The 14,253-nt window shown below is 69.6% G+C and carries 12 protein-coding genes and 1 pseudogene; 4 read left to right on the top strand and 9 right to left on the bottom strand.

The features are described from left to right. Positions 1-17: 17 nt before the first annotated feature. Positions 18-908 carry a hypothetical protein gene (locus tag ACH5AC_RS35980; RefSeq protein WP_398866542.1) on the bottom strand — a complete coding sequence of 297 codons (891 nt, stop codon included), beginning with the start codon at positions 906-908 and terminating at the stop codon, positions 18-20. A 177-nt stretch (positions 909-1,085) separates the two neighbouring features. Between ACH5AC_RS35980 and ACH5AC_RS35975 the strand changes: the two genes are divergently transcribed. Beyond that, on the top strand, positions 1,086-2,462 hold the full coding sequence (locus ACH5AC_RS35975) for an IS1380 family transposase (RefSeq protein WP_398866541.1): 1,377 nt from the start codon (positions 1,086-1,088) through the stop codon (positions 2,460-2,462). A gap of 451 nt (positions 2,463-2,913) precedes the next feature. Beyond that, entirely contained in the window at positions 2,914-3,048 is a 135-nt protein-coding gene (locus tag ACH5AC_RS35970) for a hypothetical protein (protein ID WP_398866540.1), read from the top strand. Positions 3,049-3,271: 223 nt separating this feature from the next. Here the strand turns inward: ACH5AC_RS35970 and ACH5AC_RS35965 are convergent, their stop codons facing one another. Together ACH5AC_RS35965 and ACH5AC_RS35960 are read right to left on the bottom strand one after the other, a co-directional pair. Then, positions 3,272-4,483 carry a hypothetical protein gene (locus ACH5AC_RS35965; protein ID WP_398866538.1) on the bottom strand — a complete coding sequence of 404 codons (1,212 nt, stop codon included), beginning with the start codon at positions 4,481-4,483 and terminating at the stop codon, positions 3,272-3,274. A 122-nt stretch (positions 4,484-4,605) separates the two neighbouring features. Further along, a complete protein-coding gene (locus ACH5AC_RS35960) occupies positions 4,606-5,586 on the bottom strand; it encodes an NlpC/P60 family protein (protein ID WP_398866537.1) in 981 nt (326 codons plus the stop codon). Positions 5,587-5,999: 413 nt separating this feature from the next. Here ACH5AC_RS35960 and ACH5AC_RS35955 point away from each other — a divergent pair, with 413 nt between their 5' ends. Further along, positions 6,000-6,692, top strand: coding sequence for a hypothetical protein (locus ACH5AC_RS35955; protein ID WP_398866536.1), 693 nt, complete (start codon positions 6,000-6,002; stop codon positions 6,690-6,692). A 1,003-nt stretch (positions 6,693-7,695) separates the two neighbouring features. On the opposite strand, the gene ACH5AC_RS35950 is transcribed toward ACH5AC_RS35955, so the two are convergent. The 3 genes and pseudogenes from ACH5AC_RS35950 to ACH5AC_RS35940 all read right to left on the bottom strand — a co-directional run bounded on the left by ACH5AC_RS35950 (position 7,696) and on the right by ACH5AC_RS35940 (position 10,994). After that, positions 7,696-7,956 carry a hypothetical protein gene (locus ACH5AC_RS35950; protein WP_398866535.1) on the bottom strand — a complete coding sequence of 87 codons (261 nt, stop codon included), beginning with the start codon at positions 7,954-7,956 and terminating at the stop codon, positions 7,696-7,698. Positions 7,957-8,776: 820 nt separating this feature from the next. Beyond that, a pseudogene (locus ACH5AC_RS35945) lies at positions 8,777-9,403 on the bottom strand (transposase); the annotation flags it as partial. A gap of 70 nt (positions 9,404-9,473) precedes the next feature. After that, positions 9,474-10,994, bottom strand: coding sequence for an MFS transporter (locus tag ACH5AC_RS35940; RefSeq protein WP_398866534.1), 1,521 nt, complete (start codon positions 10,992-10,994; stop codon positions 9,474-9,476). A 226-nt stretch (positions 10,995-11,220) separates the two neighbouring features. Here ACH5AC_RS35940 and ACH5AC_RS35935 point away from each other — a divergent pair, with 226 nt between their 5' ends. Further along, positions 11,221-11,730: an anthrone oxygenase family protein gene (locus tag ACH5AC_RS35935; RefSeq protein ID WP_398866545.1), complete on the top strand. Its 510-nt coding sequence runs from the start codon at positions 11,221-11,223 to the stop codon at positions 11,728-11,730. Positions 11,731-11,756: 26 nt separating this feature from the next. Here ACH5AC_RS35935 and ACH5AC_RS35930 read toward each other — a convergent pair whose 3' ends face one another. The 3 genes from ACH5AC_RS35930 to ACH5AC_RS35920 form a co-directional block, all read right to left on the bottom strand. Further along, positions 11,757-11,981 (bottom strand): DUF6059 family protein, encoded by a 225-nt coding sequence (locus ACH5AC_RS35930; RefSeq protein WP_398866533.1) that lies wholly within the window; start codon positions 11,979-11,981, stop codon positions 11,757-11,759. Positions 11,982-12,131: 150 nt separating this feature from the next. Continuing rightward, entirely contained in the window at positions 12,132-13,727 is a 1,596-nt protein-coding gene (locus ACH5AC_RS35925; RefSeq protein ID WP_398866532.1) for a multicopper oxidase family protein, read from the bottom strand. After that, positions 13,724-14,167 (bottom strand): hypothetical protein, encoded by a 444-nt coding sequence (locus ACH5AC_RS35920; RefSeq protein ID WP_398866531.1) that lies wholly within the window; start codon positions 14,165-14,167, stop codon positions 13,724-13,726. The genes ACH5AC_RS35925 and ACH5AC_RS35920 overlap by 4 nt, the downstream gene beginning before the upstream one ends. Positions 14,168-14,253: the final 86 nt, after the last annotated feature.

The raw sequence follows: 14,253 nt of genomic DNA, 5'->3' as shown, positions 1-14,253 counted from the left end.
AGCCGGTGGCCGTTCGTCTATGCGGGCATCAGCCCGATGCCGGAGCAAACCCCCGGATCAGGTCGAACCCGTACACCACTTCCCAGGACGCAACCTCGTGCAGCAGGAACTGCAGGAGGAACCCACTCAGCGGTTCCTGTTTCGGGCACTGGGTGATCGTCTTCGAACCAGACGGTCGGATCGGTGTCGGTGGCACCCGGCTGCCAAGGTATCGACCAGGTCCAGCAGCCCTGGTTCTCGACGCCGAAGACGAGGCGCTCCGCGCTGTTGTCCGGGTGCAGTCCACTGCCCGGCAGGATCCTGTTCTGCCTGCCGAGGACAGCCGGGCGCTGTGCGGCCAGGCGGTAGAAGTTGGCCAGCGCCCATGGAAGGGAACCCTGTGTGTCCGTGGCCGGTCCTTCTGTGCCGGTCGCCGGGAACCAGCCCTTGACGAAGAGCTCAAGGGCCTTGCCGCGGTCGGTGTTCACGTGATCGAGCCACTCCAGGCCGGGCAGGATGGGTGGCGGGGTCGGCGGCCGTACTCTGTCGAGCACCTCTTGGTCCAGCTGGGAGTCGAGGCGCAGCACGCAGAGCATGAACTCGTCGTTGCTCTGTTCACCTCTCACCGGGCGTGCCGTGCCGAGGTAAATGCATTCTCCTCCGAGCCGGATGAACACGTGCATGGGTTGACGGGGATCGGCATCCCAGATTCGTGAGGCGAGCCTGGCTGGGCCCGGACCGCGCAGCCGGAACTCCCTGCTGCTCCACACGCTGCTGGTGGTCACGCCGTCCACGGCATCCGCAATGATCACGGGCTCTGCCGGGCCGAAGGCGACGACAGCATCGCCGATCGTGAATACCTCGGCGTCGGGGCCGACGAGAGCCAGGGCCCCGGCTTCATCAACCAGGTCCATGCAGGTCAAGGGCATGGCGGCGAGTGTAACCATGCAGGCATCGCAACCGACAGGAAACGATCTTCACTAGCCTCGCGCTTTCATGAGGCGGGCTGTCCGACTGCTGATCAAGAAAGCAGAAAGTGCCTCTGACCAGCGAGAATGAGGATTGCTGAGGTCCTTGTTCCCGCCACCGCCGGAGGCACTTTCCAGGTGAAGAAGCGTATCGAGTCCTACCCGCGTGTCCGCGTCGAGGGCGGTGGTCGCGGAGTGGTTTCGCAGGCCGGTGCGGTGCTGCTGGTCGAGACGGCCCGCAAGTCCGGTCTGGATGCGGCGATATCGGCGGCGCTTGCGCCGTGGCGCAAGCCGCGGACGGTGCACGATCCGGGCAAGATCCTGCTGGATGTCGCGCTCGCGGTGGCACTCGGCGGGAACTGTCTGGCCGATGTGGGCATATTGCGGGCCGAGTCGGCCGTGTTCGGGCCGGTGGCCTCCGACCCCACGGTCTCCCGGCTGATCAGCACGCTGGCGGCGGGCGGACAGCGGGTTCTGGCCGCGCTGCGCACCGCCCGTGCTGAAGTCCGCGAACATGTATGGCGGTTGGCCGGTGACGCAGCACCGGACGCGGGCGGGCAGGTGATCGTGGACATCGACGGCGTCCTCGTCCTGGCGCACTCCGAGAAGCAGGACGCCACCGCGACCTGGAAGAAGACGTTCGGCCACCACCCGCTGATGGGGTTCGTCGACCACGGCCGCGGCGGGTCCGGCGAGCCGGTCGTGGGGCTGCTGCGGCCCGGCAACGCGGGCTCCAACACCGCCGCCGACCACATCGAGGCCACCAAGGTGGCCCTGGCCCAGCTGCCGATCCGGTTGCGGCGTGGACGGCAGACACTCATCCGCACCGACTCCGGCGGCGGCACCCACGAGTTCGTCGCCTGGCTCGCCCAGCGCGGAAGGTGGCTGTCGTACTCGGTCGGCATGACCATCACCGACGCCATCCACCAGGCCGTCCTGAAGGTCCCGGCCTCGGCCTGGACACCGGCCGTGGAACCTGACGGCGATATCCGCGACGGCGCCTGGGTCGCCGAACTCGCCGGCGACTGCCTGACCGGCTGGCCGAAGGGGCTGCGGCTGATCGTGCGCAAGGAACGGCCGCACCCCGGCGCCCAACTGCGCTTCACCGACGCCGACGGCATGCGGTTGACCTGCTTCGCCACGAACACGGCGGGCGAGGCGATCGCCACCCTCGAACTGCGCCACCGCCAGCGGGCCCGGGCCGAGGACCGCATCCGCGCCGCCCGTGCCACCGGCCTGCGCAACCTCCCCCTGCACGACACTGCGCAGAACCAGATCTGGCTGGAGATCATCCAGATCGCCCTCGACCTGCTGGCCTGGATGCCCCTGCTCGCCCTGACCGGCCAAGCCCGGCTCTGGGAACCCCGCCGCCTGCGGCTTCGGCTGTTCTCCACCGCCGCCCAGCTCATCACCACCGGCCGCCGCCGCTACCTCCGCCTGGCCAAGCACTGGCCCTGGACCGACGTGATCACCGAAGCCCTGGACCGGCTCCACGTCCTCCCGAACCCCGGCTGACCAGCACCTTCCCATCCCTGCGAACAGCACGAGCCCACCGGAGCCGTGGAACCCGGCGCCCGCCCGACGCGACAGTCGGGCGCTCAACCTGCCCAGACTCCGAAAACCGCCACCAGCACTCACCACAAAGGGTCCGTCAGCAAGCTGACGGACCCTCATGAATGATCGAGGCTAGTTTCTCAGCGGCCCATCACGCTTTCGCGTGTGCGCGGGGCCGTGGCAGGTGCAGGGTGCTCCTGGAGGACGACCTGGACCCTCTCGTTCGTAACTCCGAGTGCTCGTGCTGCTGCGGGAATGGTGATCTGTTCGTGACGGATGAGTTGGTGGAGCCGTCCGATGTCGATGCTCGCCGGGTCCGGTCCGGGTAGGTGGAGCAAGTCGAGCAGGGACAGCGGCGGGTGCCAGTTGGTGGGCTCGTCGGTGATGCCGCTGCAGCTGAGGAAGTTCCGGGGTGGTGTTTGCGAAGGACTGGGCAGGGACGAAGCTCCGGTGGGGCCTCAGCGCCGACACCACCGAGAAGGACACCCTCGTCCGCCTCGCGGCGAAGTGCATCGACTCGGCCCTCACGTACGAACCCGCGCCCTGACGCCGGCAGCACGACCGACGCCACAGGACTGGGACATCAGCCAGTGGACATCCTGACGTGGCTGTGAAGTGCCGCCCGCTGGGTCTGAGCCCGCTGTTCCCCGTGGTCAGACCCAGGTGTAGTTGTCGTGCGGGTAGGGCGGCGTTGGTGACAGGGGCCTGGGGGTGGGCCCGGCCGTGCAGTGATCGCGGTCGTGCCACCAACCTCATATTGGACAGCACATCTAGAGGCGGCTGAAGCGGAATACCTGGTCGTTGGCTCCGGTGCACTCGGCCTGGACGGCTTCGGCGCCGTCGGTGCGCGGGGGCAGGATGCCGATGCACAGGCCGCTGTCCAGGGGGCGCAGGCGGTAGCCGCTGCCGGAGGGCTCCAGGCGGTAGCGAAGGCCCGGTGCGTCGGTGCAGTCGCCCGGCGACATCAGCTGCGAGCCCTCGATCAGGCTTTCGTCGACGCCCAGGCAGCCCCAGCCATGCTCGGGGTGGTGCCACTTGATGCGGTAGATCTGGTTGTCGAGGGATTCCAGGTACACCCGCGGCTGCGGGGCTTCGGCGCAGGGCCGCTGCACGGCGATCTCCCGGTCGGTGCGGCCGTTGCGTTCCCTGCCTTCGGTGATGCACAGACTCGCTGAACTCGCCGGGTGCATCCGTACCCAGCCCGCCGCGGGCATGTCAGGGGCAGCCGGGCTGGGGGTGGGCGTGTGGGTCTTGGCCGTAGTCCGGGTGGGCTGCGGGGCGGGGGCAGCGGTGGTCTGCTGGGCGGGGGACGGGGAGCTGCTTGGCGCGGAGGGCGAAGCGCTGGTGGGCGCGGCGTTCACGGGGTTTGAGGGGGCGCTGGTGCTGGGCTTGTCCTCCGGCTGTGCCGTGATGGGCTTGCCGTGGGGCCAGAGCGCGAGCGTGAGGACGCCTGCGGCAGCACAGGCGCCGGTCAGTGTCATCGGCAGGTAACGGGTGCGGGAGGTACTCCCGCCCGGCTTCGTGGGGGTCGGTGAGGGGTGCTGCGCCGTGGCATCGTCCGGTTCGCCCTCTGCGCTGGTGGGCGCCGGCCCGTTCGTTTCCGCCTGCGCGCTGTCGGCGGTCGTTGTATCGGCTGGGGTCAGGCGGTCGGGGACCGGCCCGGCTTGTGCCGCGTCACGTGCGCCGTCCGGTACCGCTGGGTCCATGCTCATCGCCAGGCGGCGGCGGGCGGACAGCCAGGCGTCGATAGTGGCGGCGTCGCCGCCGCATGCACGGACGAAGGCGGCCAGAAGTTCTTCCCTAGGCAGGTCCGCTCGTGCCAGTACCCCGGAGATCGTGGCTCGCGGCAGGACGTCCCCGGCGTCGGCGGCCCTGCGCTCCAGTTGCCGGTAGCTCAGATCGGCCCAGACGCGCAGTTGCCGCATGGTGGCGATGAATTCCGCCGGTGTGCGTGCGGCCGTCGGATCGGGCTGCGTCCCCATATCTCCCCCTTGTCGTTCGCATGTCCCAAAGAGGCTACTGCGAAGGCGAGTTGACCAAGAGGCCGAAGGGGCGGTGGTGGCGCAGACCTGGCGTGAGGCGTCCATGGCGGTTTCCGTCTCCGTCACCGGGTGATGTGCCGGTAGCCGACGACGTCGGACGGATCGGGGAGAGGAGCGATGGTGACCGTGCGGCCGGGACGCGGCGCGTGGATGACCTTGCCGTCGCCCAGATACAGCCCGACATGGCCGCCGCCGTAGGACAGGACGAGGTCACCGGGCACCAGGTGTGCCCGGGTGGTCGCCCTCCCGGCGTGGATCTGGCCCCAGGTCGTGCGCGGCAGCTCCACCCCGGCCGCTTGCCAGGCCCGCATCACCAGGCCGGAGCAGTCGTAGCCGCGCGGCCCCGTGCCGCCCCAGACATAGGGCTTGCCCAACTGTGCCCGGGCGTAGGCGATGACGGCGTCCGGCGCGGACTTCGCAGGGGACTCGATGGCCGGCTTCGGGGACTTCACAGCCGGCTTCGGCGCGGTCGCCGGCGCAGTGGCCGCCGGCTGGCGTGCGGCGTCGGGGGATTCCGGTACGGCTGGCACACGCAACGTCTTCCCCGCGTAGATCAGCGTCGACGACCCCAGGTCATTGAGCCGCTGCAGGGTCTTCACGGTCGTTGTGTGCGTGTGGGCCAGTGCCCAGAGCGTGTCCCCCGGCCGCAGCGTGACCTTCTTGACGCCCGCAGGCTTGGCCTGGGCCGTGCCCGGCCCGGCAGGCTTCTGGGTCGGGCCGGGTGCCGGCACCTCCCGCGCGCGGTCGGACACGTCCGGTGACTCCGGCTGCAGGGTGACCGCCGGCCGGGCACCCGAGGGCGCTCCCGACGGGCCGTGCACGCCCAGCAGCACACCCGCCAGCAACGAGAGCACGAACGCCACGACCAGCCCCAGCACGGGCCACCGCCAACCTCCACTCCGCGTACGGCCTTTGACGCTGTGGCTGCGCGGTCTGCGGTGCGACACCGGCGCCTGGGCCCGCTGCGGCGCTCGCCGGGACGTCTGCTCCTTCTTCTCCTTGGGCCTGCGCCGCGGGGACGTGAGCAAGGTCTGCTGAGTCATTACAACCTCCTTCGAGAGGCCGGGATTTCGCGGCCCGTGAAGGAGGCTGTTCGGGCTCGAGGGTGTCTCGCCAGATCTTGAGGCGTCCGGGACAGTCCGGGTGTGTCCACCCCTGGAAAGCCCTCGTAGGCAGTGCGCGAAGCAGGCGTGGACACTCCATTTGACCTGCACGGACAAGGCCGGACTGTCCCAGCCGCCGATGGGCCTTGCCCCGGCCGGAGCTGCGCGACGACGCTTCTTCCACCGCCCCGCACGCCGGGTGGCGCCCCCAGTCGAAGGCGCCGTCGGGCGCTGCCGGGCCGCACCTGCCGATCCGCTGGTGTCGACGACCGCAGGCAGGCGCAATCACAGCCGTGGCAGGCCGATAAAGCCCGGCCCCATCCCACTCAGCCTTTAGCTCAAGGAGCATGAGCATGCGTAGCGCACGTGTACGAACGATCCGGTCGATAACGGTGGCCGCTGTCGCCGCGGGTCTGCTGGCCGGCGGTATCACCGCAACCATCAGCGGCGCCTTCACCGCTGATACGGCCACCGGCAAGACCACCGACACGGTCGCCAACGCGGCGGCCGAGCAGAAGCAGTCCAAGAAGCAAGGCCGGGATTGCCTGACCGGCCGGCTGGAGATCCGGAACAAGAAGTTCGTCAAGACCGTCTATGAGTGGCCCGACGACCCTGCCCACGTGACCAGCATTCCCGGGCCGGGCAAGAAGATCTTCGAGTACAAGTTCGAAGTCTCCAACAAGGTCAGTGCCACCTTCGGCATGACCGAGAAGGCAATCGGCATCGGGCTGGGCTTCGAGGTCAACAAGACCCAGAGCTTCACCGACAGGGTCGAGCTCGATCTGAAGGACAAGGCGCGGTACCTGGTCCGGGCCGGGATGGGCTACAAGCAGTACCGGTTCGACGTCTACGAGCAGCACGGTACGTACCGCTGGTGGAGCCCGACCGCTTCCGCCTGCATCCCCGGCAAGAACTCGTGGGTGAAGAAGGGCACGGGTACCGCCCTGCGGGCCTGGACGGACACGTACAAGGTCACGAAAGTCACCAAGTCCAAGGCCCGCCACACGTCGGCACCTGCCCAGCTGACCTCGGCGCCCACGAGGTAGCCCCCTAAGAGTTGCCCGAGTTGCGGCGACCGGCGATAAGAACGGGCCCTCAAAGGAGGGCCCGTTCTTATTATCTTCGCAGGTCAGGAGGGTAACAGGGTGACGTCCTCGCCCAACTCGGCGCCCGCGCCAACCTGGAGATGCGACCACCGGGCATAGACCGTGCCGCGGACTGGTGACCGAGTCCGCCCGTGCCGGCACTCTGGACGCCGTTGCGGAGAAGCAGGGCGGATGGGCGAAGGGGTCCAACCGGACTCTAGACGGCAGCCGATTCCGGTTGATGCGCACAGCAGGGCGTCAAGCTCGCCCGGGAATAGACGGCACTTGGGCTGACTTTCCGTGGAGCACACTTTCGCATGGTCCGGAGGCGGAGATGAAGTTGTGCGGTCTGTCCACAACCGTCAGGACGGACGGGGGCGATACCGATGACATAGCCATTGTGGTCGCAGGCGCGGATACCGTCTGAGCCGCGACCTCGGCGGGAACATGTCTTTGGAGCGCAGGGCGTCGAGACCTTGGCAATCATCTGGCTGCTGCGGCCCGCCTCCTCCGCGGGCTCTTCAGCGCGTCCGGGGCCTGCGGGGCGACGCCGTCCCGGCGGGCGCGGCCACCGAGCCGGGCGCGAGGACCGCAGGTCACGCACGCCGGTCGATGCGCGCCCTCGAACTCACCCTGCCCAGGCCCGCCCCCAGGGCGCACTCCGGCATGCCCGAGCAAGCGTCCGGCCGGCCACGAACGCGGACCGTACCCGGCTGATGGCGGTGCAGAGCGCGCAGCCTGGGCGGCGCCCTGCACGTGCCACGGCACCAACTGGCCAAGCGACTGCCGATCGACGCCCTGACCACGCACTACCCCCACCGGCGCGACCGGGTTCTGCCCAACATCACCTTCGGCCCCTCGAGCCGGTGCGGCCTCCCGCCGGACCGCAGCAGCCTGGGCAGCGACCGCAGGATGTGCTCGGCCACGGACACCCCGGGGCCAGCGGACTACACCGTCCCGGGTGTCACAGCAGCTGTACATGCTCCAGGCCGGCCCGCAGTGCCGGCGAGGCGTCTTCGACGGCGTGTCCGTGCTCCAGGCTCTTGAGGATGACCTTGCCCTTGGGAGCCCGGTCCACGTGGAAGGTGGACCACAGCCGGCACGTAGGACAGTCACGGCCGATCAGGAACGGGCGCAGAAGGTGCAGCTCGTGGTCGCTGTCGCGCAGGCAGAGGCTGCCGGCCTCGAGGTCGTTGCGGGGCACCGTCATGGTGCGGGTCGGCACGACCGGATGATCGCCTGTCAGCTCACGGTATTCGAGTGCGGCAGTCCGGGTGAGTGCATCCCAGCGGACGGTCGTGAGGTGCAGTAGAGGCCAGTCCGCGAGAAACCTCGCCGCCTCCAACAGGCCGGTCAGGTCGGCAAGGGCCTCCGAGTGGCCCGCGGCGGGCCCACGGGGTCGATACGCCGCAGGTGTGCCTGGTCGTTGCGGCGGTCGCTCAGTCATTGGCGAGCCCGGGCAGTCTCCTTGTTGCCGAGCAGAGACCTCAGGTCGTGAAGCGGGTGTCCTGGTCGCAGAGCACGCAGTTTGCGGCTGGTGGAGACCCCCTTGCAGGACGAAGGCCCAATCACCGAACCCGGGACCACCACGTCCGGCGGACAGCCTGTCCTTGACGGCGGTGGCCGATCCGAGCTCGATGCCTGAAGACCAGGCGAGTGCCAATGCCAGTTGCGCCGTATGGCACAACAGACTCTCGGTCGTGTCCAGCACGGCCGCGTAAGCGCCCTGCGATGGTCCGGCGCTTGTCTGAGCCTCGGTCTCACGCCAGCGGGAGGCGACACGGCAGGGAAACCTGGTGCGCACCGTGTGGCCCAGGTCGTCCAGCAACGATGCGGCCTCGACACGCAGCCGCAGGACCTCGGCCCGATGCAATGATCCGCGACCGCGCCACAGCGGCCGTCTTGTCCAGGAACACCGAAGCCAGCAGGGAATCTGCTTCCTGCTGCCACTCCTCAAGACGCGTCCTCGCAGCGGCGACACCGTCCAGCGCCTTGGCAAGTGCTTCGTCAGGTGGGACTGATGCAGGTTCGGGTGACAGGTGCGGTCACGCGGCCTGAAGGGCCGGCGTGGTCATGACGGTCTCGAATTCGATGGGGGTCAGCCGGCCAAGTGAGGCTTGTCTGCGACGTCGGTGACAGGTCCGCTCGATCCAGGTCACGATCGCGATCCGGAGTTCTTCGCGGGCGGCCCAGACACGGCGGTCGAGGACGTTCCACGGCCGCGTTGTCACCGGCAGCTCCGAGCCTCCCCATCGATCCGGCCATCCGGTGGCGGTCCAGCACCCGGACGAACTTCCGGGACCGGAACTGCAATCCGCGATCACTGTGCACAATGCAACCGCCGACCTCTCCACGCCGAGCCACGGCATTGCCCAGAGCGGCCACGGCCAGGCGGGACTTCATCCGCTCGTCGATGAAGTAGCCCACGATCCTGTTGCTGAAGGCGTCCTTGACCGCGCAGAGATAGACCTTGCCTTCGCCGGTGGCGTGCTCGGTGAAGTCGGCGAGCCACAGCCGGTTCACACAGGCCACGGTGAAGACACGGCGGACCAGACCGTCGTGCACCGGGGGGCCGGCCTCCCAGCCCCCACCACGCTTCTCGCCGAACACGCCCACCAGCGGTTGTCCCGGCAGATCCGCCATGCAGTGCCTACGCCTTCGACGTCACCTTCGACGGCCGCCTGTCGGCAGCCCGTCGGTAATCTCAATCACCCTGGTTGCACCGCTGGTTTGACAGACCCGTCAGGACAACCCCTGTGGGCTGTCGGGGACCGTTCGGTCCTGGGGGCCCGTGTTGATGGTGAGGCTGGCGATCAGGAGGGCTGCGGTGAAGGCGGCGGCCGAGCCCAGGAAGGCTCGGGTGTAGCCGTGGGTCATGGCGGCCTGGGCCTGGGTGGCGAGGACATGGTCGCGGTCGCGCAGGCCGGTGTAGTACGCGGCGTCGGCATGGGGGACCCGGCGGTCGGCGACCGCGGTGGACAGGGTGGCGAGCGTGGCCAGGCCGAGTGCGCCGCCGGTCTGTTGCGCCGTGTTGAGGAGAGCCGAGGCGCTGCCCGAGTCCCGGTCGTCGACGCCCCGTACGGCGCCGAGGGTCAGCGGCACGAAGGTGGCGCCGAGGCCGAGCGCCGTCACGAGCATGCCGGGCATCAGGGTGCCCCAGTACGAGGAGTGCGGGGTCAGGCGGCTCAGCCAGATCATGCCGGCCGCGGCCACGGCGAGTCCGGGGGCGGCCAGCTCGCGTGGTGGGTGTCTGACGACGAGCCGGGATCCGACGGCCGCCATGATGCCGATCCCGGTGCTGAACGGCAGGTAGGCGAGGCCCGTCCGGATCGCGCCGTAGCCGAGTACGTGCTGCATGTACAGGGTCAGGAAGTAGAAGGTGGCGAACATGCCCGTGCCGACGAGGAACAGGGTGACGTAGGTGCCGGCGCGGCTGCGGTCGCGCAGGATGCGCGGCGGGAGCAGGGGATGCGTGCCCCGCACCTGGGTCAGCGGGAACACGGCGAGCAGCACCGCGGCCGTGCCGAAGGACGTCACCGTCCATGCGTCCGTCCAGCCGTCCTGCCCGCCGCGGGTGATGGCGTACACCAGGGCGAGCAGGCCCGCGGTGCCCGTCGCCGCACCCGCGATGTCGGCCTTGCCGTGCGCGCGGTCGGCCTCCCCGAGGACGACCGTGCCGGCCAGCACACCGAGCCCGATGGGGATGTTGACGAGCAGTACCCAACGCCAGCCGACGTACTGGGTGAGCAGCCCGCCCAGGAGGAGTCCCACGGTGGAGCCGACGCCGGCCATGGCCGCGTAGGTCGCCATGGCGCGGTTGCGGTGCCTGCCCTCGGCGAAGGTCGTGGCGATCAGGGACAGCGCGGTGGGTGCCGCGATCGCCGCGCCGACGCCCTGCAGGGCCCGCGCTCCGATCAGCAGACCGGCCACGGGCGCCAGCCCGCCCAGCAGGGAGGCGCACACGAACAGGGTGATGCCGAAGCGGAAGACGCGTCGGCGGCCGAAGAGGTCGCCCGCCCGGCCGCCGAGCAGCATCAGTCCGCCGAACGCCAGCGCGTAGGCGTTGACGACCCAGGCCAGCCCGCCGCCGGAGATGTCCAGGCCGGTCTGGATGCTGGGCAGGGCGATGTTCACGATCGTCGCGTCGAGCACCACCATCAGCTCCGCCGCGGCGATGACCATCAGGGCCACGGCCGGGTGGCGGCTGGGGTGCGGGGCGGGGAGGGTCTCGGTGCCCGACCCGGCCCGCGCTTCGAGGGACATGGAACCTCCAGACAGGGGACTCGACGGGAACTCGTAGGGGATCCGTCGGGTCCGGTGAGTTGTCCGTACGTGACGCCTTCTCGTCCGTGCGCCGCGGTTCCGGCCCTGGCCCCCGATATCGTGAACCGGCGGAAGCGGGAGGGAAGTCGAAGTCAGACCGGAGGGGACCGGGATATCCTTCCGTCCTGAACTGAAAACGATTCCGGCAGAGGGAGACGTCTTGCGTGTGCGCTGGGTGAAGGGAATCGCGCTGACCGCCACCGGTCTTCTCGCCGGTGCTTTCGGTTATGGGGCGGTGAATCTCGCACCTACGTTCTGGGAGGTGCCGATGGACATGCGGCTGTCGTTCCATGCCGAACTCATGAAGATGAACTCGCCGGTCATGCAGACCGCAATGGTGACCTCGATGCTCAGTTCGCTGGTGCTGGCGGTGGTCACCCGGGGCCGGGAGCGGCTGTTGGCCGCAGGGGCGGCGCTGCTGGTCCTGGCGTCCTTCCTCATCACCCGGTTCGGGAACGTGCCGATCAACGCCCGTATCAAGAAGTGGGCTGTGTCCACGCCGCCGGCCGACCATGTGGAGATCCTGGAGCGGTGGGACATGTTCAACCGGTTGCGCACGCTGACCGCGGTCGCGGCGCTGGTACTGCTCGTGATCACGGCCGTCGGGCGGTTCACGGACCGGCGTGCGGCGGCCGAGGAGGGACAGGGGGCGGCGCCCGCGAACCGCGCCGTGTGACGGGGCCTGGGCCGCTGCGGCGCCACTCATCCCCGCTCGCCCCGGCCGTGTTCCTTCGGGCGCCGGTCCTCCGCCAGCTGGCGGGCGAGCGCGTATTCCGTTTCGGTCAGTGGGACGTCCGGGCACAGGCGTTCGGGATGTCCGGGTGCGGGTACGGCGAGTTCCGGTGCCGGAAGGCACAAGTACACCTGGCCGTAGGCGATGAGCGTATCCGAGAGGAATCGCATCAGGCCGCGCAGGGCATTACGCATGGAGCCATGGTGACCCACCCCGCAAAAGCCCCGATAAAGCGGCTGTCGCGGGGATCAGAGCGGCGCGTCCGGGCGGAGACGCGGACCGGGGCGGGTATTGCCCTGAGGAGAACACCCGCCCCGTTGATACCGCGTTGTCAGACCGTCGCGTCACTCCACGACGAAATCGGCCATCATCGCCATGTCCTCGTGCTCCAGGTTGTGACAGTGGAGCATGAAGGTCCCCGCGTAGTCGGTGAAGCGGATCGCCACCTCCACCGCCTCGGTGGGCGGCAGATCCACTGTGTCCTTCCAGCCGGTGTCGTAGGCACCGGGATCGCCGTGGTTGCGCGAGAGGACCTGGAAGTGGTTCAGGTGGACATGCACCGGGTGGTGCAGGCTCGTGGTGAACCGCCAGATCTCCAGCTGACCCAGCTTGGGACGGGCCAGCGCGCGCCCCGGCCGGTAGCCGTCGTCGTTGATGGTCCAGCCGTCCTTGCCCTGCCGGAAGTGGAAGTGGCGTGTGGTGACGGCCTTGGCCGGGTCGAGCCGTTCGATACGCGAGAGCTGGTCGGGGATCCGGGAGTCGTCGGCGGCGGGGGCACGGACGACGTCGAACGCCATGACGTCGTGGGCGGTGCCGCCGGCGAGCGTGTTCACCAGCCGGACCCGCGTGCCCGCCTTCCAGCGCGCGAAGTCGACGATCACGTCGAAGCGTTCGCCGGGACCGAGATGCACGGCGTCGTGCCGCACCGGCCGCTCCAGCAGTCCGCCGTCGCCGCCGATCTGGACGAAGGCGTCACCACCGGACGGCTTCGGGTCGAACTCCAGGCGGTACGGGCGGGCGTTGGAGCCGTTGAGCAGACGCAGTCGGTGGCGGGCCCCCTCGGTACGGTGCACCGGCCACGGCGCGCCGTTGACCAGGACGACGTCCCCCAGCACCCCGTCCATGAAGTCGTCGGCGACTCCGGGCCGACCGAGCTCCGGGTCGATCAGGGGGTAGCGGAAGGAACCGTCCTCCTCAAAGGACCGGTCCGAGATCAGCAGGAGCAGCTCACGGTCGCCCCGGGGCAGCGGCAGCCGCTCCTCCTCGTCGTCGCGGACCAGATGGAAGCCGGCGAGCCCGTTCCAGACCCCCAGACCGGTCCAGCTCATCCGGTGGTCGTGATACCAGAGTGTGGCCGCCCGCTGCTCCATCGGATAGGTGTACGAGCGCTCCCCCGCGGCCATGCCGCTGACACCGCCGTGCCCGGCGTGACCGCCGTGCCCGGGCATGCCCTCCGTCATGGCCTTCATGGCCTGCTCGGCGGAGATCACGCCGCCCACGGGGAGGACGACGTCGATGGGGTAGCCGTCGCTGTCGGCGGGTGTGTGGCCGCCGTGCAGATGGACGACGCTCGGCTGGGGAAGTTCGTTGCGATGCCGGACCTGGGTGCGCCGCCCCGAGCGGGACACCACGGTCGGTCCGGGGAAGGTCCCTCCGTACGTCCAGGCGTGTGTGCGCAGTCCCGGCAGGATCTCCAGGTCGGCGACCCGCTGGGTCAGTTCGAACACATCGGTGCCGCCGCCGCTGCTCACCGGGTCCAGGACGTCGGGGAGCGGCAGCGACACCTGGTAGGGCTTGGGCAGTTCGGCCCGAGAGGCAAGGACCCGGCCGGGGCTGGAGCCGTCCGCCCGGCGCAGGGCGCTGCCGATGAGCGGCGCGGAGACGGCGGCGATGGCGGCGGCACCCACCGCAGTGCCGCCGAGGAACTGACGTCGCCTCATGAGACGGTCTCCGCCTCACGTCCCGCTTCACTGGCGCGACGGGCCCCGGTCGGCAGCGGCATCGTCCAGGCCCGCATGACGAGCACGGTGACGGCGCACGCGATCAGTACGCCGAGCGTCACATGGACGGCGACGATCCGCTCCATGCCGAGGACCATCTGCAGCACCAGCGCGACCAGCATCGCCACCGAGGTCGCGACCGGCCGTACCGGCCCTCCGGCCCGCCGCAGCCAGATGGCCGTGGCGAGCGTGAGGAGCGCGGCGACCACCATCACCCGGGCGTTGATGTCGTGCATCTCCATCGAGTCGTAGTCACCGCCGATGTAGCCTCCGGCGAGCCCGATCTGCAGCAGCATCGTCAGGGCGAGCAGCGTGGCCGCAGCACGGTGGGACGCACGGGCTCGGTGCGCGCCCCGCGCCTGAGGGGACAAGTTCGTCATCACTCCGCTTTCTGGGCGGGATCGCACGACGGCGGACCACGGCGCAGGGGGCGGATCCGTCCCGTCACGGCCGCCGTCCGTCCCGT

The organism is Streptomyces sp. NPDC018693, from assembly GCF_044391385.1.
In the GTDB taxonomy this organism is placed as follows: domain Bacteria; phylum Actinomycetota; class Actinomycetes; order Streptomycetales; family Streptomycetaceae; genus Streptomyces.
The sequence above is the reverse complement of the archived record's forward strand: the minus strand, read 5'-3'. Positions and strand labels throughout refer to the sequence as shown.